General features: G+C 70.0%; 16 protein-coding genes and 3 tRNA genes. 11 read left to right on the top strand and 8 right to left on the bottom strand.

From position 1 onward, the window contains the following. Positions 1 to 88: 88 nt before the first annotated feature. From ACIP6N_RS06715 to ACIP6N_RS06705, 3 genes are all read left to right on the top strand, one after another. Positions 89 to 709 (top strand): LuxR C-terminal-related transcriptional regulator, encoded by a 621-nt coding sequence (locus ACIP6N_RS06715; protein WP_401813412.1) that lies wholly within the window; start codon positions 89 to 91, stop codon positions 707 to 709. A 5-nt stretch (positions 710 to 714) separates the two neighbouring features. Further along, positions 715 to 1,317, top strand: a complete 603-nt coding sequence (locus ACIP6N_RS06710; protein WP_401813411.1) for a response regulator transcription factor — start codon at positions 715 to 717, stop codon at positions 1,315 to 1,317. 306 nt (positions 1,318 to 1,623) lie between these two features. Beyond that, the gene (locus ACIP6N_RS06705; protein WP_401813527.1) at positions 1,624 to 2,664 is read left to right on the top strand and encodes an RNA polymerase sigma factor; all 1,041 of its coding nucleotides are present in this window, start codon (positions 1,624 to 1,626) and stop codon (positions 2,662 to 2,664) included. Positions 2,665 to 2,770: 106 nt separating this feature from the next. Here the strand turns inward: ACIP6N_RS06705 and ACIP6N_RS06700 are convergent, their stop codons facing one another. The 4 genes from ACIP6N_RS06700 to ACIP6N_RS06685 all read right to left on the bottom strand — a co-directional run bounded on the left by ACIP6N_RS06700 (position 2,771) and on the right by ACIP6N_RS06685 (position 8,479). Then, positions 2,771 to 4,696, bottom strand: a complete 1,926-nt coding sequence (locus tag ACIP6N_RS06700; RefSeq protein ID WP_401813526.1) for an ABC transporter ATP-binding protein — start codon at positions 4,694 to 4,696, stop codon at positions 2,771 to 2,773. A gap of 41 nt (positions 4,697 to 4,737) precedes the next feature. Continuing rightward, entirely contained in the window at positions 4,738 to 6,471 is a 1,734-nt protein-coding gene (locus ACIP6N_RS06695; RefSeq protein WP_401813410.1) for an ABC transporter ATP-binding protein, read from the bottom strand. A 151-nt stretch (positions 6,472 to 6,622) separates the two neighbouring features. Further along, positions 6,623 to 8,107, bottom strand: a complete 1,485-nt coding sequence (locus tag ACIP6N_RS06690; protein ID WP_401813408.1) for an FGGY family carbohydrate kinase — start codon at positions 8,105 to 8,107, stop codon at positions 6,623 to 6,625. 60 nt (positions 8,108 to 8,167) lie between these two features. Beyond that, positions 8,168 to 8,479: a YtxH domain-containing protein gene (locus ACIP6N_RS06685; protein ID WP_401813407.1), complete on the bottom strand. Its 312-nt coding sequence runs from the start codon at positions 8,477 to 8,479 to the stop codon at positions 8,168 to 8,170. 207 nt (positions 8,480 to 8,686) lie between these two features. Between ACIP6N_RS06685 and ACIP6N_RS06680 the strand changes: the two genes are divergently transcribed. From ACIP6N_RS06680 to ACIP6N_RS06660, 5 genes are all read left to right on the top strand, one after another. Continuing rightward, positions 8,687 to 8,759: transfer RNA gene (locus ACIP6N_RS06680), tRNA-Asn, on the top strand. A gap of 5 nt (positions 8,760 to 8,764) precedes the next feature. Next, positions 8,765 to 8,837 (top strand) — tRNA-Asn (locus tag ACIP6N_RS06675). Between the two features lie 166 nt (positions 8,838 to 9,003). Then, positions 9,004 to 9,077, top strand: a tRNA-Ile gene (locus ACIP6N_RS06670). Between the two features lie 490 nt (positions 9,078 to 9,567). After that, positions 9,568 to 10,005 carry a Clp protease N-terminal domain-containing protein gene (locus tag ACIP6N_RS06665; RefSeq protein ID WP_401813406.1) on the top strand — a complete coding sequence of 146 codons (438 nt, stop codon included), beginning with the start codon at positions 9,568 to 9,570 and terminating at the stop codon, positions 10,003 to 10,005. Between the two features lie 278 nt (positions 10,006 to 10,283). Further along, positions 10,284 to 11,900 carry a PstS family phosphate ABC transporter substrate-binding protein gene (locus ACIP6N_RS06660; RefSeq protein ID WP_401813404.1) on the top strand — a complete coding sequence of 539 codons (1,617 nt, stop codon included), beginning with the start codon at positions 10,284 to 10,286 and terminating at the stop codon, positions 11,898 to 11,900. A 145-nt stretch (positions 11,901 to 12,045) separates the two neighbouring features. Here the strand turns inward: ACIP6N_RS06660 and ACIP6N_RS06655 are convergent, their stop codons facing one another. The 3 genes from ACIP6N_RS06655 to ACIP6N_RS06645 form a co-directional block, all read right to left on the bottom strand. After that, positions 12,046 to 12,528, bottom strand: a complete 483-nt coding sequence (locus ACIP6N_RS06655; protein ID WP_401813402.1) for a hypothetical protein — start codon at positions 12,526 to 12,528, stop codon at positions 12,046 to 12,048. Then, positions 12,525 to 13,220 carry a hypothetical protein gene (locus ACIP6N_RS06650; RefSeq protein ID WP_401813400.1) on the bottom strand — a complete coding sequence of 232 codons (696 nt, stop codon included), beginning with the start codon at positions 13,218 to 13,220 and terminating at the stop codon, positions 12,525 to 12,527. The genes ACIP6N_RS06655 and ACIP6N_RS06650 overlap by 4 nt, the downstream gene beginning before the upstream one ends. Positions 13,221 to 13,510: 290 nt before the next feature. Continuing rightward, complete coding sequence (locus tag ACIP6N_RS06645; protein ID WP_401813399.1) at positions 13,511 to 14,131, bottom strand: TetR/AcrR family transcriptional regulator; 621 nt, start codon at positions 14,129 to 14,131, stop codon at positions 13,511 to 13,513. A gap of 122 nt (positions 14,132 to 14,253) precedes the next feature. Between ACIP6N_RS06645 and ACIP6N_RS06640 the strand changes: the two genes are divergently transcribed. From ACIP6N_RS06640 to ACIP6N_RS06630, 3 genes are all read left to right on the top strand, one after another. After that, a complete protein-coding gene (locus ACIP6N_RS06640) occupies positions 14,254 to 15,486 on the top strand; it encodes an alpha/beta hydrolase family protein (protein ID WP_401813397.1) in 1,233 nt (410 codons plus the stop codon). 79 nt (positions 15,487 to 15,565) lie between these two features. Next, the gene (locus tag ACIP6N_RS06635; protein ID WP_401813395.1) at positions 15,566 to 16,927 is read left to right on the top strand and encodes an MFS transporter; all 1,362 of its coding nucleotides are present in this window, start codon (positions 15,566 to 15,568) and stop codon (positions 16,925 to 16,927) included. A 206-nt stretch (positions 16,928 to 17,133) separates the two neighbouring features. After that, complete coding sequence (locus tag ACIP6N_RS06630) at positions 17,134 to 17,646, top strand: hypothetical protein (protein ID WP_401813393.1); 513 nt, start codon at positions 17,134 to 17,136, stop codon at positions 17,644 to 17,646. 133 nt (positions 17,647 to 17,779) lie between these two features. Here the strand turns inward: ACIP6N_RS06630 and ACIP6N_RS06625 are convergent, their stop codons facing one another. Next, the gene (locus tag ACIP6N_RS06625; protein WP_401813392.1) at positions 17,780 to 18,439 is read right to left on the bottom strand and encodes a phosphatase PAP2 family protein; all 660 of its coding nucleotides are present in this window, start codon (positions 18,437 to 18,439) and stop codon (positions 17,780 to 17,782) included. Between the last annotated feature and the right edge of the window lie 8 nt (positions 18,440 to 18,447).

The raw sequence follows: 18,447 nt of genomic DNA, 5'->3' as shown, positions 1-18,447 counted from the left end.
AGGACCGCCGGCGCGGACCGAGTCTGTGGTGCAGCGGCCTTTCCGCCGGGCGGCGCACCCGGCCGGCGGACGATCTTCGGAGGACTCGGTGGGAGAACCCGTACCTGTCAGCGTCGTCGCGCTCGATCCCGTGCTGGAAGCGGGTATCAAGAGCACCCTGTACGCCTGCCCGGACGTGTCCCTGACGCCGCCGGGCGGCGAGCCACGCGTCGTGGTCATGATCGTCGACCGGGTCACAGGCCAGGAACTGGACGCGTTGCGCGCCACCCGCTCCACCCCCGCCAGACCCGACGTGGTCCTCGTCGCCGGTGAGTTGGGGGCCGGTGAGGCGATGCACGCGCTCGCCGCCGGTGCGCGCGGGCTGCTGCGCCGCCGGGAGGCCGACGCGGCCCGGCTCGCGCGCGCCGTCCTGGCCGCCGCCAGGAGCGACTGCACGCTGCCGCCGGACCTGCTGGACCGGCTGCTGGAACACTCCGAGAGCCGTGGCAGCGCGGCGGACACCCCGTCCTGGGCCGCCGCCGGCCTGTCGGACCGGGAGCGTTCCGTGCTGCGAATGGTCGCCGACGGCCATGAGACGAGCGAGATAGCCGAGCGGCTGAGTTACTCGCAGCGCACCGTGACGACGGTCGTGCACGACATCACCCAGCGGTTCCGGCTGCGAAACCGCGCCCACGCGGTGGCCTACGCGCTGCGGACGGGCCTGCTGTGACCGCCGTGGCGGAGCGCACCCGCGTTCACCTCCAGGTGGCAGGAGGCCCCGGCGGCACGCGGGCGGGCCGGGTGACACGGATGCTGCGGCAGGCCGGGATCGACCTGGTTCCCGAAGCCGCGCCGTCCCAGGACACCGTCGTGGTGGCCGTCGCCGGCACCGTCGAGGAGGCCGTCGCGGCCTGTCCGGCGGCGGGCCACCGGCGGCTGGTCGTCTGTGACACCGTGTCGATCGCCGGGCTGCGGCTGGCGATCCGCTCGGGCGTCCTGGCGGTCCTGCGGCCGGCCGACCTCACACCGGCCGCCCTGGCCGCCGCCGTACACGGCGCACGCCACGGCGAGGGCCGCATGCCGTACGGGGCGCTGGTACGGCTGCTCGGCGGCCCCGGGACACCGACCGCCCGGGCCGCTGCCCCGAACCCGCTGACGGCGCGGCAGAGCACGGTGCTCGCGCTGATGGCGGAGGGGCACGGCAACGCCGTGATCGCCCGGACCCTGGACTGCTCCGAACACACCGTCAAGAACACCATCTACGAACTGATGGCGCGTCTCCAGGCACGCAACCGCGCGCACGCGGTGGCCCGCGCGGTACGGAGCGGTCTCATCTGAGAGCCGCGAACCGCCCGCGCGCGGCAGCCGAACCGCACCGGCCACGGTGAACGCGTCTGCCGGACAAGCCCTTTCGCGGTCCGGCGACCGGAGCCGGGATCCGCCGCCTCACGCGGCTCCGGTCGCGGCCCCCGGGACCTTCACGCACGCCGAAGGTCTCCCCCGGGTAACCGCCCGATCACGTAAGGGACTCAGAAAGTGCGCGCACGCCTCTCGTGGCGGCGATGCCCGTCCCCCACACTGGTTGCGGTGCCTGTGTCCTCGGAGCGCGGCCGATCAGCCGAGGCGGGCCTTCTCACCCCGTGGATCCGCTCGTCGTGCAGCGATCACCCAGGAGGTCGCCCGGTGCAGAGCCAGACCCTGACCCTGATCGAAACCGACATGCCCGGTGTGCCGGAACCGCCCGCGTGGCGGAGCACCCGTACGGACACCGGCGGCCCCTCCTCCGATCTGTTCCGGCAGTACCTGCGCGAGATCGGCCGCGTTCAACTGCTCACCGCCGCCGACGAGGTGGAGCTGGCCCGCCGTGTCGAGGCCGGGCTGTTCGCCGAGGAGAAGCTGGGCTCCGCGCCCGGTCCGGACACCCGGCTCGCCCTGGACCTCGACCGGCTGGTCGTTCTCGGCCGGGTGGCCAAGCGCCGCCTCATCGAGGCCAATCTGCGGCTCGTCGTCTCCATCGCCAAGCGCTACGCCGGTCGCGGACTGACCATGCTCGACCTGGTCCAGGAGGGAAATCTCGGTCTGATCAGGGCCGTTGAGAAATTCGACTACACACGCGGTTACAAGTTCTCGACGTACGCGACCTGGTGGATCCGCCAGGCGGTGTCCCGCGCGCTCGCCGACCAGGCGCGTACCATCCGAGTGCCGGTCCACGTCGTCGAGTTGATCAACCGCGTCATCAAGGTCCAGCGCGGCCTGCTCCAGGAGCGCGGCATCGCGCCGACCCACGAGGAGATCGGCGCCCAGCTGGAGCTGACCCCCGAACGGGTCGCGGACGTACTGCGCCTCGCCCAGGAACCGGTGTCCCTGCACCTGCCGGTGGGGGAGGAGGACGACGTCGCGCTCGGCGACCTGATCGAGGACGGCGACGCCGCGTCCCCCGCCGAGTCCGCCGCCTTCCTCCTGCTGCGCGAGCATCTGGAAGCGGTGCTCTCCACCCTCGGTGAGCGCGAACGCGAGGTCGTCCAGCTGCGGTACGGCCTCATGGACGGCCGGCCACGCACGCTGGAGGAGATCGGCAGGATCTTCGGGGTGACCCGCGAACGCATCCGCCAGATCGAGTCCAAGACCCTCAACAAGCTGCGCGTCCACTCCTCGGCCGAACAATTACGCGGCTACCTCGACTGATGGCTCGACCGGTGCCTCGACCGAACGGAGCCGCGCCCCCGCCGAGTCGGCAGGGGCGCGGCTCCGGACGCGCAACGGGCTGTGAAAGCAGTCAACTTCCCGGCAATCAGTCCACTTCGGCTATCGCCTGCGCGAACTGCGCCGCGTACAGCCGCGCGTACGCGCCCTGCGCCGCCAACAGCTCGCCGTGCGTGCCCTGTTCCACGATGGAACCGTTCTCCATCACCAGGATCACGTCCGCGTCCCTGATCGTGGAGAGCCGGTGCGCGATGACGAAGCTCGTACGGCCGTGCGCCAGCCGCGCCATCGCCTGCTGGATCAGCACCTCGGTACGGGTGTCGACCGAGCTGGTCGCCTCGTCGAGCACCAGGATCACCGGGTCGGACAGGAACGCCCGCGCGATGGTGATCAGTTGCTTCTCGCCGGCGCTGACCCCGGTGCCGTCGTCGTCGATCACCGTGTCGTAACCGTCGGGCAGCGTACGGATGAACCGGTCGGCGTGCGCGGCCCGCGCCGCCTCCTCGATCTCCTCCCGGCCGACCTCACGCGAAGCGCCGTACGCGATGTTCTCCGCGATCGTGCCACCGAACAGCCAGGTGTCCTGGAGGACCATGCCGATCCCGGACCGCAGTTCCTCGCGCGGTATTTTCGCGATGTCCATACCGTCGAGCGTGATCCGGCCCGCCGTCACCTCGTAGAACCGCATCAGCAGATTGACCAGCGTGGTCTTGCCCGCGCCCGTCGGCCCGACGATCGCGACCGTCTGGCCGGGCTCCACCGAGATCGACAGGTTCTCGATGAGCGGCTTCTCCGGGTCGTAGCGGAACGCCACCTCCTCCAGCGCCACCCGTCCCCGCGGCTCGCGCAGCCGCTCCACCACAGGACCGTCCGGATCCTGCTCGTCGGCGTCGAGCAGTTCGAAGATCCGCTCGGCCGAGGCCACCCCAGACTGCACCAGGTTCGCCATCGAGGCGACCTGCGCCAGCGGCTGCGAGAACTGCCGCGAGTACTGGATGAACGCCTGCACATCACCGATCGACAGCGACCCCGAGGCGACCCGCAGCCCGCCCACCACCGCGACCAGCACATAGTTGAGGTTGGAGATGAAGATCATCAGCGGCTGCATCATCCCGCTGTTGAACTGCGCCTTGAAAGTGGCCTCGTACAGCTGGTCGTTCTGCTCCCGGAACAGCTCGGCCGACTCGTCCTGCCTGCCGAACACCTTCACCAGCGCGTGCCCGGTGTACATCTCCTCGATATGGGCGTTGAGCTTGCCGGTGACCTTCCACTGCTGCACGAACTGCGGCTGCGCCCGCTTGCCGACCCGGGTCGCCACGACGAGCGACAGCGGCACCGTCACCAGCGCCACCACCGCGAGCAGCGGCGAGATCCAGAACATCATCACCAGCACACCGACGATGGTCAGGGCCGAGTTGACCAGCTGGCCCATCGTCTGCTGCATGGTCTGCGCGATGTTGTCGACGTCGTTCGTCGCCCGGCTCAGCACCTCGCCGCGCGGCTGCTGGTCGAAGTACGACAGCGGCAGCCGCGACAGCTTCGCCTGTACGTCCTGGCGCATCCGGTACACCGTGCGGTTGATGATCCGGATGGACATGCGCGTGGACAGCACCATCATCAGCCCGGAGGCCAGATAGACGACCAGGGCCGCCAGCAGTACGTTCCCCACCTGGCCGAAGTCGATGCCGTGGCCCGGGGTGAAGGTCACCCCCGAGAGCAGGTCGGCGAGCGACCCCTCGCCCTTGGCGCGCAGCGCGTCGATCGCCTGCGCCTTCGTCGTCCCGTCCGGCATCTGCTTGCCGATGACGCCCGCGAAGACCAGGTCGGTGGCCTTCCCCAGGATCTTCGGACCGGTCACGGACAGGGCCACACTCAGTATCCCGGCCGCGATCATCCAGACGAGCAGGGTCTTCTCCACGGTGAGCCGCCGCAGCAGCCGCTTGCCCGAGCCCTTGAAGTCCATCGACCGCTGCGCGGGGCCGGCGCCCATCATGCGTCCCGCGGGGCCGCCCATGCGGGGGCCCGGAATGCTCGCGCGTCCGCCTGCACCACTCATCAGGCAGCCTCCGCCTCGGTCAGCTGGGAGAGCACGATCTCCCGGTATGTCTCATTCCCGGCCATCAGCTCGTGATGGCGGCCCGTGCCGACCACCCGGCCCTCGTCCAGCACCACGATCCGGTCGGCGTCCCGGATGGTCGCCACCCGCTGGGCGACGATCACGACGGTCGCCTCCGAGGTCTCGCGCGCCAGCGCGCGCCGCAGCGCCGCGTCCGTCGCGTAGTCGAGCGCCGAGAACGAGTCGTCGAACAGGTAGATCTCCGGCCGCTGCACCAGCGTCCTGGCGATCGCGAGCCGCTGCCGCTGCCCGCCGGACACATTCGTACCGCCCTGTGCGATCGGTGAGTCGAGACCCGCGTCCAGCGCGGAAACGAACTCCTTCGCCTGCGCGACCTCCAGCGCGTGCCACAACTCCTCGTCGGTCGCCTCGGGGTTGCCGTACCGCAGATTCGTCGCGACGGTCCCGGAGAAGAGGTACGGCTTCTGCGGCACCAGACTCACGGTCTTGGCCAGCAGCGCCGGATCGAGCCCCCGTACGTCCTGCCCGTCGACCAGCACCTGGCCGCCGGTCGTGTCCATCAGCCGGGGGATCAGGCTCAGCAGCGTCGACTTCCCGCTGCCCGTCGACCCGATCACCGCGGTCGTCTCGCCCGGCCGCGCCGTCAGCGAGATCTCCCGCAGCACCGGCTCCTCGGCGCCGGGGAAGCCGAACTCCACCCCCCGTACCTCCAGATGGCCGTGGCGCTCCAGCTCCCGCACCGCGTTCTCCGGCGGTACGACGCTGGACCTGGTGTCCAGCACCTCCACGATCCGCTCGGCGCACACCTCGGCGCGCGGCATCTGCATGAACATGAACGTGGCCATCATCACGGACATCACGATCTGCATGAGGTACGAGAGGAACGCGGTCAGCGCACCGATCTGCATGCCGCCGCTCTCGATGCGGTGCGCGCCGAACCAGACGACGGCGATCGACGACACGTTCACGACCGTCATCACGGTCGGGAACATCAGCGTCATCAGCCGTCCCGTGGACAGCTGGAGCCCCGCGAGTTCGCCGTTGGCCTGCCCGAACCGTTCCTTCTCGTAGTCGTCCCTGACAAAGGCCCTGATCACGCGGTTGCCGGTGATCTGCTCCCGCAGGACCCGGTTCACGCTGTCCAGCTTCTTCTGCATCTGCCGGAACAGCGGCCGCATCTTCCTGACGATCAGGCTCACGGCGACACCGAGCACCGGCACCACGGCGAGCAGCACCGACGACAGCGGTACGTCCTGGCCGAGCGCCATGACGATGCCGCCGACGCACATGATCGGCGCGGACACCGTCAGCGTGAACGTCATCAGCGTCAGCATCTGAATCTGCTGGACGTCATTGGTGGTGCGGGTGATCAGGGAGGGGGCGCCGAACTGCCCCACCTCGCGGGCGGAGAAGCTCTGCACCCGGGAGAAGACGGCGGCCCGTACGTCGCGGCCGACGGACGAGGCGGTGCGCGCGCCGTAGAAGATGGCGCCCATGTTGCAGACGACCTGGACCACGCTGACGGCGATCATGACGCCGCCGAATTCCAGGATGTAGCCCGTGTCCCCCTTCACGACACCACTGTCGATGATGTCCGCGTTGAGGGTGGGCAGATAGAGGGTGGCGACCGTCTGGAGCAGCTGGAGGATCACCAGCAGGGCTATGGGTTTTTTGTACGGCGCGAGATGGGTTCTCAGAAGTCGTAGGAGCACGCGTGTCTCTCGGAGTCGGCAAGATCGGGGTTCGAACCCATCTTGCGGTAACCCACCCCGGGAACTTCAAGGTATTAAGTCCAAGGACAGGTCAAGAACCCGCGGCACGGCACCCGCCGACCCGATGGCCTGCCCCGGCCGGTCTTCCGGCTCATTCCGAAGCCCCGGACGCGAGGCCCGCCCCCGTACCGCTCTTCCCGGCGCCGAAAGCGCCCGGATGGATCTGGTCGCGCGTTGCCGCGTACTGCTGCCGTACTGAGGCCCCGACGGGTCCGTCCTCGCCGGCCTCGAACGCCTGCGCCTCCGCGCCCTGCCAGGCCGGCGGCTGGTGCGGGGAGAGGTTCCCCCGCGCGGCGCCGAGCGCCCAGGCCGCCTGCCTGGCCGCGCCGAGCGCCGCGTACTCCGCCGGCTCCGGTACGACGACCTGCGCGCCGAAGATCGACGGCGCCGCCGCCTGCACGGCGGGCAGTCCTGCCGCGGCCCCCAGCAGGAACACCCGTCGCACCTCGACCCCGCGCCCGCGCAGTACGTCCATCGCGTCGGCGAGCGAGCACAGCATCCCCTCGAACGCGGCCCGCGCCAGGTGCTCCGGCTTCATCGACTCCCGGCGCAGACCGGACAGTGTGCCCGCCGTGTGCGGCAGGTGCGGGGTCCGCTCACCCTCCAGATACGGCAGGAACACCAGGCCGGAGGAGCCCGGCGTGGACTTGAGCGCCAGCGCGGACAGCTCGTTCAGATCCTCCGTACCGAGCAGCGCCGAGGTCCCGCGCAGTACCCGTACGGCGTTCACGGTGTGAACGACGGGCAGATGCATCCCCGTGGCGTCCGCGAACGACGTAATCATTCCGGACGGGTCGGCCAGCGCCTCGTGGTGCACGGCCATCACGGAACCCGACGCCCCGAGCGACACCACGGCGTCCCCGATCCCGACGCCGAGCCCGAACGCGGCGGCCATCGTCTCGCCGGTCCCCGCAGAGATCAGCAGCCCCTCCGGAGTGGTCCCCGCGGCCTCGGCGGGGCCGAGCACATCGGGCAGCGCCACAGGATGGCCCAGCGCCAGTTCCACCAGGTCGGGGCGGTACGCACCGGTCGCCGCCGACCAGTAACCGGTCCCGGACGCGGCGCCCCGGTCGGTCGTCCTGCGCGCCGGGCGCCCCAGCAGCTGCCAGACCAGCCAGTCGTGCGGCTGCATCACCAGCGCGGTCCGCCGAGCCGCCTCCGGCTCGTTCCGAGCCATCCAGCGGAGCTTGGCCACCACTTGCCCGGACTGCGGTACGGACCCGACGGCCTCGGCCCACGCCTGCCGGCCGCCGAGACCGTCGACCAGATCGGCGGCGGCCACCTGGGCCCGCTTGTCGTTGCCGAGCAGGGCCGCACGTACGGGATTGCCCTGCTGGTCCAGCGCCACCATGCCGTGTTGCTGCGCCGAGACGCCGATGGCCTGCACGCCCTCCAGCAACCCACCGGACGCGGCCTCGCCGAGCGAGAGCAGCCACGCCTGGGGATCGACCTCGACAGCCTTCGCCTCGACCGGATGCGGCGCGTATCCCTGCCGCAGCACGGCACCCGTGTCCGCGTCACAGACGACGATGCGTGTGAACCCGGACGCACTGTCCAACCCGGCGACTATTCCCATGGCACACGATTCTGCCGCACGAGCGGGGTCCGGGAGGCTGCCGGGAGGTCACCGTCCCCCTCAGGTGTTGCTGCTGCCCCAGTCGTCCTGCCCGTTCTGGCCGCGCTCCCGCACCGAACGCATCCGCTCGGCGACGGACGCGGGCACCTTGTCCCCGTACCGCTCGCCGACCTTGACGCTCACCGAGTGATACGCCTTCTCCGCGAACTCGCGTCCGGTCTGCGCGGCCGACTCGGCGGCGTTGCGCACCGCCGGGTTCTGGGACATCTGCTGCGCGGACTTCTTGAGCTTCTCGTAGCGCTCGCGTCCGGCGCGCGTGCCGAGAACGTATCCGAAAGCCAGTCCCGCGATGAACGTGAGGCGGTACCGCATGGCTGCCACCCTTCTGTGCGTCGGATCCCTGAGTGAGGCCGCAGGGCTGTCCCCCCTCCGCCTACCCCTTCGGGCTCTGCGTCACCCGACGTGAACCGGGCGATACCGATTGGCGGAGCACCCCCCTGCTTGCGCTAATGTATGTGTCGCAGCGGACGCGCGCCGCCCGGGAGGTTCCGGGTAGGTACGTTCGGTGCAACGCAGCAATCCCCTGTAGCTCAATTGGCAGAGCAGCCGGCTGTTAACCGGCAGGTTACTGGTTCGAGTCCAGTCGGGGGAGCGCGGTCCCCTGTAGCTCAATTGGCAGAGCATTCGGCTGTTAACCGGAGGGTTACTGGTTCGAGTCCAGTCGGGGGAGCAAGCGGAAAGAGGACCCTTCGGGGTCCTTTTTCGTATGCCCTGGAACCGGGCAGCGCGCGGCGGAGTCCTCATGATCAGCGGATGCCGACCATTCGAGGCAGGAGATCGTATGACCGGCTATGCTGCGGCAGACGGCGCGCACACATGTGCGCGACGCGCCGTAAGGGGCGGTAGCTCAGCCGGTTAGAGCAGCGGACTCATAATCCGTCGGCCGTGGGTTCGAGTCCCACCCGCCCCACCTTACGGACGTTCGAAAAAACGTTCTGACCTGCGCAAACGCACCAGTGAGGGCCTTCACGGAACCCGTGAAGGCCCTCACTGCTGTCCCGGACCAAGATCCAGTGGACGCGTAGTGGACGCGGGGACGATTCGGGGGACAGGAACACCCCCGCGCGCGGGGATGGTCCCAGTGGGGTTGCGTCCCGTTCTGGGGTTGCTGTCAGTCTGGATTGACGGCTGGAGTCTGTCAGCCCAGACTGACACCATGGAAGCGGGAGATATTTCAGAACGCCTCAAATCTCACGATCCAGCCGTTGGTCTGCGGGCGGTGGGTGCCCTGCATCGGCTGGCTGAGCAGATCGAAGCGGCCTCAGTCGCGCGGGCCAGGCGTCAGGGATGGTCCTGGGAACAGATCGGGGACGCCCTGGGCGTCTCGCGGCAGTCGGCGCACACCAAACACGGGAAGCGAGACGGCAGTGTTTGAACATTTCACAGCGGGTGCCCGCACAGTGGTCACCTCCGCCCTGGAAGAGACCCGGCTGCGCGGTGACCGCCGCATCGGCACCGAACACCTGCTTCTGGGAGTTCTCCACGCCCCCGACTCGCTCGCCGCCAGGTCCATCGGCGTCGACCTGGAATCCGCGCGCGCGGCCATGGAAGGCCTCGACCGGGCCGCGCTGGCGGCCGTCGGTATCGATGTCCGGGGCATCGAACGGCCGCCGATTCCCGTCTCGCGCAAGCGCACCCCCTTCACCTCCGGGGCCCGTTCGGTCGTCCCGCGTGCTCTCGGCGAGGTGAAAAGGTCCGGGAGCCGGCGCATTACTCCTGAGCACATGCTGCTCGCGATCCTCGATTGCGAACAGCCCGACCCGGCAGCGGAGTTGATGGAGCACTTGGGCATCGACCGGGCGGCGGTCCGTGAACGCGTCAGCCACTCGGACGGCTGAACCCGGTTCACGCACAAAGCCGTTGGGGCCTTCATGTAAGCCGTGGAGGCCCTCGGGCCTGTCCGGATCAAGATCCAGGAGGCGAGCGGGAACGTCCAGGGATGCGCGGCGAGCGCTCCAACGGAGGTGTTCTCGGGGGGCGTTGGCGCCGCCTGCGTAACGCGGGGTGAACACCTACGGAACGCTTCCCGGTTTCCCGCACATCGCCGTGGCTCAGCTCATAGTTTCCCCTCCAGTTGGCGCGTGCGTTCCCGGACAGGTGTGAGGTGCAGGCAGTCGTGGACGTCCCCTGGGAGATAACTCTCGCCGTGCTGGGTCTGGTCGTCCCGGTCATCGCGGCGCTGTACGAGTTCGCCTTCAACGGGCGCAAGCGGCTGGGCTACCGGGTGCAGATGGACACCACCGCCACTGACCTGGTCCACTCCCAATACACCGGGGCTTTGCAGCAGTTGCGTCTCGGCGACGGCAGCCGGCCCCTGGTCAACCCGTCCTTCGTGCTGCTGCGCGTCGAGAACAACGGTGTGACCGACATAGACACCAGCGACTACGCGCGGCCCGATCACGACCGCGTCGGTATCACCGCGGAGTTTCCCGGCAGGACCGTCGCAGGGATCGTTGTCACCGAGGTCAGCGCCGACTTCCTGATGGATTCCTTCGGCGCCGACTCCGGGCTCGGCTACACCGACGGAGTCATCTCGCTGCCTCGGGTGCCGATGAACCGGGGCGCCCACTACAAGGTGCTCGCCGCGCTGGAGGCCGCCGAGGTGACCGGGGGAGGCCGCCAGGAGGGGTTCGAGGCGCCGCGGATCCACGGTGGCATAAAGGGCGGGGTGGGCAGCGGCGCGATCCAGGAGACCCGCAGCCGTACCGGCACCGGCCGGGCGACGGTCGCGATGGTCCTCTTCCTCACGGCGGTGATCATCTCGCAGCTCGTGGTGTCGCTGAACAAGGACGACAGCGCCGCGCCACTGGACTGTGCGAGGGGCACGGTGACCCTGTTGGGCTCGACGGCGTTCGAGCCGGTACTGCGGGACGCGTACCGCGCGTACCAGAAGACCTGTCCCGACGCGCACTTCGTCCTGCGGTCGGACACGAGCGCGGTGGGTGTGAACGAACTGGACAAGCAGGGGGCGAAGAAAGGCGTCGGCCGGACTCCGGTGATCGCCTTCTCCGACGGCCCGAAGGCCAACGGCCATCCCCGCGCGGTGCCGCGGCCGGTCGCCCTGCTGCTGTTCACCGTCGTGGCCAACAAGAACGCGGGTGTCTCCGACCTGACGCAGGCCCAGATCAGGCAGCTGTACGCGGGGAAGATCACCGACTGGAGCCAGGTGGGTGGAAAGCCCGGGAAGGTCCGGCTGGTCAGCCGGGATTCCGGCTCCGGCAGCCGGCGCGCCTTCGAACAGCGGGTCCTGGGCGGCGCACAGGACCCGGGCGAGAACTCCGACGACTGCCGGACGCTGACGAACCCGGACATGCCGCAGGTCGTACGGTGCCGCCGCGACAGTACCGACGACCTGCTCGACCAAGTGGCGTCCACACCAGGAGCGATCGGCTTCAGCGAGCTGGGCTCCGCGACCCGGCGCACCGATGTGGACCTGGTCGGAATCAGCGGCCAGAAGGCCACCCTGGCGGCGGCCGACGCGGGCGCCTACCCGTTCTGGGCCACGGAGTACGCGTACACCTACGGCGATCCCGTCCCCGACTCGCTGGTCGCCGGTTTCCTGCGCTACGTGACCGACGAGGTCGGCCGTGACATCGTCCGCCACCACGGCGACCGCCCCTGCCAGGACTTGTCCAACGCGGTCCTGTGCGGGCCGTCGCCGGCCGCGCTCGCCGTCCCCCGGGCCGCGGCGGCGGACGGGGAACTCCCGGCCGTCTCCGACGGCAGCCGCTGAGTCGGCCCGGGCGCAAAGGCCGCGCACCCCCGCGCCTGTCCTTCGGTGCCGGCCCGCGCTTCGCGCCGCAGTGCGATGGTCGGCCTGCCCAACCGCGCGCGCCCGACTCGGCCTGCCCAACCGGCGCGGGCCGACTGCCGCGTGCTCAGCTGAGGATGGGCCATGTCCTGCCGTCCTGGGGGCACGACCATGAGGCGGTGCCGTCGATCACCCGGGCCGTCGCCGGGTGTCCGTGGCCCGGACAGGCGGGTGCGGGTGCTCCGTGGGTGCTTTCCAGCACGCTGTCCTGAAGCTGCTCGGCCAGCAGGACCACCGCCTGAGCCTCACTCAGGTCCGGAGTGAGACGTACGCTCACCGAGGAGCCGTCCTCGTATTCGAGAGTGACGCGTACGGCCGTGCCTCCGGGCTCGTCGGCCGCGGCGGTGGTTCCGTCGCCGTCCGGACACGTCCGCAGCCGGGAGGTGAGCCCCGGCCGGCCGGTCTGCGGCTCGGCGGTCTCCGCGCTCTCCGTGTGCGCGGCCCGTGTGACGGTCAGCGTGTGTCCGGACGGCGCGCCGAGCTGTCGGAGGATGTCCTCGGCCCATCGGCGCGCCGAGTCGGTGTTCGGGTTCGTCGTGGACGCACTCACTTCTTCGCCTTCACATGGGAGGCCCAAGTGAGCGCGGCGGTGCCGGTCTTCCCGCCGATGTTCACCCGGAAGGTCATATGGTCCTGGAATTGCACGTCGTCACCGTGCTTGACCGGCTTGAGCGTTCCGTGGAAGTGGTAGGTCTTTCCGACGACATGGCCCGCGTTGTCGGGCTTCCGCTTCTTGTTGTTCCACCACGAGACCCCCTTCTCGGTCACACGCCCGGTGATGGCGGCCCGCAGTCTCGCGGAGATTTTGTAGCCCCAGTTGATCGTGGAGTGGTGGCAGTTGAAGCGTGCGCTCAGAGTCCCCCGCGCATCGCTCCAGCTCGGGTTCTTGTCGCATCGCAGCGTCGCCGGTCCCTTCTTCGCGAGAGCCGCCGGCGGGGGCGTCACCTTCCGCGCGTCGGCCTCAGCTTGAGCGCCGGGGGTCCCCGATCGGGCGGACACCAACTCGCCCGTGGACACGTCGAGGAATCCGGCGATCTTCTGGCGGTCGGCCCGGGACAGCTTCTGCGGGCCTCCGCCGGGTGTCGCGTCGAGGGTGACGCGCAGGGTCGTCTCCGTTCCCTCCGTCGACTTCGTCGCGACGAAGGTCTCCTTCGAAGGCGCCGCCTGCACGGTGGTGACGCCCGTCGCGGTCACCAGGGCGGCGCAGGCGCTGACCGCGGCCGTCTTCCACGAAACGTGCATGACACGGGTCCTCTCATTCAGATGGATATGCCAGAGATGAACCTTCCATCAAAAACGAGACACTATTTGCCATTTGTCACCCAAAGGTGTGTTCGGGTTGTAGCGGGAACGGGGCTGTCCGGGCGCGGTTGCGCTGATCCGATGCCGGGTATCGGATGCCGGATGTCGCCGCGCCCCGTGCGTGAGGGCGGCGATGTCCTCCTCGTGAAGCCGGGGAGAGCCCCCTGTTCCGGCGGCGCGTCAAAGAGACCGACGGTTCCGTCGGTGCGCCAGGCGTCCGGCCGGACGCGTCAAGAGGAGCCGGTTCCCATGCGGGCCGCAGCGATCGCCGTGAGGGTGACGTCGGTGAGCCGGGCCAGATAGCCGGGATCGGTGGGGATCCGCGCCATCGCGAGGCGCCAGTAGATCGGGGCGGCGAGCAGATCGAGAGCCATCTCCCGGTCGGTGTCGGGACTGAGTTCCCCGCGGGCGATCGCGCGGTCGAATATCCGGCCGGCGCGGGCCCGCCGTGTGTCGCGTACGAGGGTGAGGCTTTCGCCGAGCTCCGTCTCACGCTTCGCCTCGATCAGGAGGTCGGGCACGATCCGCGCGACGAGTGGATTGCGCAGTCCCGCGTCGGCCGCGGCGAGGAACGCGGTCACATCCCCCCGCAGGGAGCCCGTGTCGTTCTCCACGGCGTCGCGTTCGGCGTCGGCGACGAGTGCGGTCGTCAGGGCGTGCTTGGACGGCCAGCGCCGGTACAGGGCCGGTCTGCTGACCTGGGCCCGGCGGGCGACCTCGTCCAGCGTGAGCCGCCCGTATCCCCGCTCGGCCAGTACCTCGGCGGTCGCACGCAGGATCGCCCTCGTCACGTCCTCCCGGAGTACCGCCGCCCCGGCCGGTTTGCGCTTCGTCTTCGCCGCATCCGCCATCGCGCCAGCCTATCGTCACGTCGTTACATTTGCGCATCGACGTCCGATATGTATTACTCGGAAACGTCGATGCAAGAACGTAACGACGTACCGCCCATCCCTCTCGTCCGGAAGGACATGTCATGAAATTTCTCTTCGACGAGGAGTCCTTCTCGTACGAGACACTCCGTACCACCGGTTTCGCCAACTTCGAAGGAGCCGACCTGGGCGAGGTGCTCGTCACCGCCGCCGCGATCCCCGAGCGGGACGAGGCCGCCTGGCACCGGTCCTGGAAGGCCACGGGCGACCGGGCGCGGGGTCTCGCGGACGACGCGCTGGCGGCAGGAGACCGGGTCGGCGCACGGGGAGCGCTGCTGCGGGCCTCGAACTACTACCGCACCGCGGACTTCTACCTCCGTGACGACGCGGACAACGACCCCGAGGTCACGCTGTTGTCCCAGCTCTCGCGTGACGCGTTCGCCCGGGCCGTCGAGCTGATGGAGCGGCCGGTGCGCTCGGTCTCCATCCCGTACGAGGACACCACCCTGCCCGGCTACCTCTTCCTCGTGGACGACTCCGGCACGCCCCGTCCGACGCTCATTTACAACAGCGGTTTCGACTCCACGCTCGAGGAGTCCTACTTCGTCCTCGCCGCGGCGTCCAACCAGCGTGGTTACAACGTGCTGGCCTTCGACGGCCCGGGCCAGGGCGCCGCGGTGCGCGACCAGCGGCTGCGATTCCGGCCTGACTGGGAAGCGGTGGTGACGCCGGTCGTCGACTTCGCGCTCACCCAGCCGGAGATCGACGGCGCCCGCCTGGGGCTGTTCGGCTACAGCCTGGGAGGTCTCCTGGTGGCGCGGGCCGCCGCCTTCGAGCACCGGCTGGCCGCGCTGATCCTCAACGACGGTCTGTACAGCTTCTACGACACGAACATCAAGGCCGTACCGCCCTTCGTCGCCGAGTGGATCCTGGACGGGCAGGACGAGGCGGCCAACGCGGTCGCCGCCCTGGTCAGGAACGCGTCCACGTCGGTGAGCTGGGGCCTGCGCAACGGTATGTGGACCTTCGGCGCCTCCTCCGCGGCGGAGTACGTCCGGATGACCAAGCCGTACACCCTGGAGGGCGTCGCCCATCAGATCGAGTGCCCCACCCTGGTCTGCGACGCGGAGGAGGACTACTTCTTCAGGGGGCAGCCGCAGCGCATCTTCGACGCGCTGACCTGTGAGAAGGAAATGATCAGGTTCACCGCGGCGGAGGGCGCCGGCGAGCACTGCCACATGGGCGCGCTCTCCTACTTCCACCAGCGTCTCTTCAGCTGGCTGGGCCGCACGATGCCCGCCGTGCAACACCTGGCGGGCGCGGGGTCCGGGGCCTGATGCCTGGCGGGGCGCTCCCGTACCCCGCCCGCCCCGCCACCGGGATTCCGCCTCCCTCCGTCCGCCAAGGAGCCTCCGCATGCCTTCCCTGTCCCTCCCGCGTCCGTCCGCCGCGTGTCCGGTGGCGAGCGACGGTCACGACGGGCCGCCCCGGTCCGGGGTCTCGTACCGAACGGGCTTCTGGTTCACGGCGCTCTCCTTCACCGTGCTCATGGCCTTCGGCACCGCGCCCACGCCCTTGTGGCCGCTCTACGCGGAACGCGACGGGTTCGGGACGACCACGACCACCGTGGTGTTCGCCGCGCTGGTCGTCGGCGCCGGCCTGGGCTTTCTCGCTCTGGGGCACCTCTCCGACCGGTTCGGGCGGCGCCGGATCGTCGTTCCCGCCCTCTCCGTGGTGACCGTCGCGGCGCTCGTCTACGTGTTCTGGCCGACGCTGCCGGGGCTGCTGGCCGGGCGTTTGCTCAACGGCGCCGGGATAGGCCTGATGGCCTCGACCGCCACCACATATCTCCACGACCTCCATCACCGGGCGCACCCGGACCGGCCGGGAGCGGCCTTCCCGGGCATCGTCGCGACCACCGCGAACCTCGGCGGACTGGCCCTCGGACCGCTGCTCGCCGGGGCCGCGGCCGAATGGACCGACGCGCCTCTGGCCCTGGTCCAGGGCGGTTTCGCGGTCGCGACGGCGCTCTGCCTCGTCCTGGCGCTCACCGTTCCCGAGACCGTCGGGCGGGAGCGCCGGTCGGTGGACCGGCCGCGACGTTTCGCTCTCCGCGTGGCGGGGCGTCGGGCGTTTCTGACGGCGTGCGTGCTGGGTTTCTGCGCCTTCGCGCTCTTCGGCCTGGTGGCGTCCCTCGGCGCTGTGATGCTCCACGTCAAGCTGGGCGTCGCCTCGCCTCTCGTCGTGGGGCTGGCCGGTTTCCTGATGTCGGCCGGGGCGGCCACGGGCCAGCTGGCCCTGGGCCGGCTTACCCCGGCGCGGGCGGCGACGTCCGGGTGCGTCCTCTTCCCGGCCGGTCTGGCGCTGGTCGCCTTCTCTCTGTACCACCCCGTGCTCTGGCTCTACCTGGCGGCGATCGCCGCCGCGGGCGCCGGGGCCGGCCTCCTCTTCAAGGCGGGCGTGGCCACGGCCGGTCCGGCCGCCGCGCCGGACTCCCGGGCAGGCGTACTGGCGGCGTACTTCGCCGTCTGCTACGCGGGAATGGGCGTGCCGTCGGTCGGTTTCAGCCTCCTGAGCGAACGGTTCGGCATGGGTCCCACCATGATCGGTTTCGCCGCCGCGCTCTCGACGGCGGCCGCGTTCGCGGCCCTGGCCCTGCGTTCGCGGGCCGGGTCCGGCGCGGCGACCTCGGCGACGGTTCCGCGGCCAGGCCGAGGCGGCCGGCCCCTCCGGACCGTCGAGGAACCGGGAGTACGTGCCGCTATCACCCGTAAATAGGTGGTTTGAGATAACGTGCCGCCATGTTCGGGTGCGGCGGCGTACCGCAGGTGTCGTCGCAACGCGGCGCCCTGAGGGCCGGCTCGCGAAAGGCCGATGCCGTCGGTCCTCCGACCCGGTGTGTTCCGAAGATGTGACCGGACCGACCCGAGGAGTCAGCCCACCATGCCGCAACGACCGACACGCTCCCGGAAACGGTCCCGGTCGTGAGCGCCGCCTACAGCACCGAAGGATGGAAAGAGCTGTTCATCTGCGCGGGCGGAGCCACGGCCGCGCTCAGCGGGCTCATTTTCGTGGGCCTCAGCATCAACATCCAGACAGTGCTGGACATCGACAGACGCGAAGGCCACAACTTCCTGACCGGCCGGGCCCTGGAAGCCTTCGTCGCGCTGCTCAACGTTCTGGCCATCAGCATCGTCGCGCTCACTCCGGCCATCTCACGCGGCGTGCTCGCGGCCTTCATCCTGCTCATCGCCGCGGCAAGCGCGATCTCACCCGCCACGGCGCTGCGCGTCAGCGGGGGCCGAAACCGGCTCGCCGTGCCGATGCTGATCCGGGTCGTCCTCGCGACCGCCACGACCCTGGCCCTGCTGACCGCCGGAGTGACCCTCGCGACCGAGGCCGGCGGCGGCCTGTTCTGGCTGCCCGCGGCCTTCGTCCTGGCCATCACCGTGGCGGCGATCAATGCCTGGGTGCTGTTGGTCGAGGTGTTGCGCTGAGGCTCACGGTTCATGAACGATGCTGCGAAAATACGGAGCATTGATGAGCCTGATGAGCAGTGGAATGGAAGACGCCGAGAACTGCTTCGTGTGACCTCGTTCCCGCCGCACAGGGAGATCGAGGGGAATTGGGCTACGGCGAAGGCGCAGGCGCGGGCACCGTCGGCGTGCGGGGCGGCAGCAGTCTGAGCAGCAGGCAGGCCCCGAGGCTCAGCCAGGACACGGCGAAGAGCCAGCCGCCGATGACGTCGGTGAACCAGTGGACGCCGAGGTAGGGGCGGGTCAGGCCGACGGATGCGCCCCAGCAGGCGATCAGGGCCACTGCCGTGCGCTTCCCTCGGGGGCTTCGCAGGAGTACCGCCGTGATGAGCAGCCCGGCGGTGATCGCGGCCGTGGCGGTGTGGCCGGAGGGGAAGGACCAGCCCGACGCGTGCGTGGCCCAGTCGCGCACCGGCGGGCGGGGGCGGGCGATCAGTGTCATCGTCGCGTACCGCAAGGCTTGGCCGGCGCCGAGGAAGGCCAGGAAAGCGGCGGCGGACAGCAGCCGCCCGCGGAGGCCGCGGGCCGAGAGTGCGCCGGCGATGGCGGCCAGTACGTAGGGCACGGTCCCGTTGCCGGTGCTGGTGAGGGCTCGCGCCGCAGTGAGGGCCGCGGCGGGGCGGTTCCGTAGTGCCCAGTCGAGCGTCGGCGCGTCCGTCGGCAGGATGCCGCTCCCGGACCGGACGACGAACGCGGTGAGCGCCCCGAAGGCCAGCAGGCTGAGCAGCCCGGTCCAGGCGGCCCACCGCGCCACGCCGCGAC

It is taken from the genome of Streptomyces sp. NPDC088725 (assembly GCF_044751305.1).
Lineage (GTDB): Bacteria > Actinomycetota > Actinomycetes > Streptomycetales > Streptomycetaceae > Streptomyces.
Note: the sequence above shows the minus strand (reverse complement) of the source record. Positions and strands in the feature narration are given on the sequence as shown.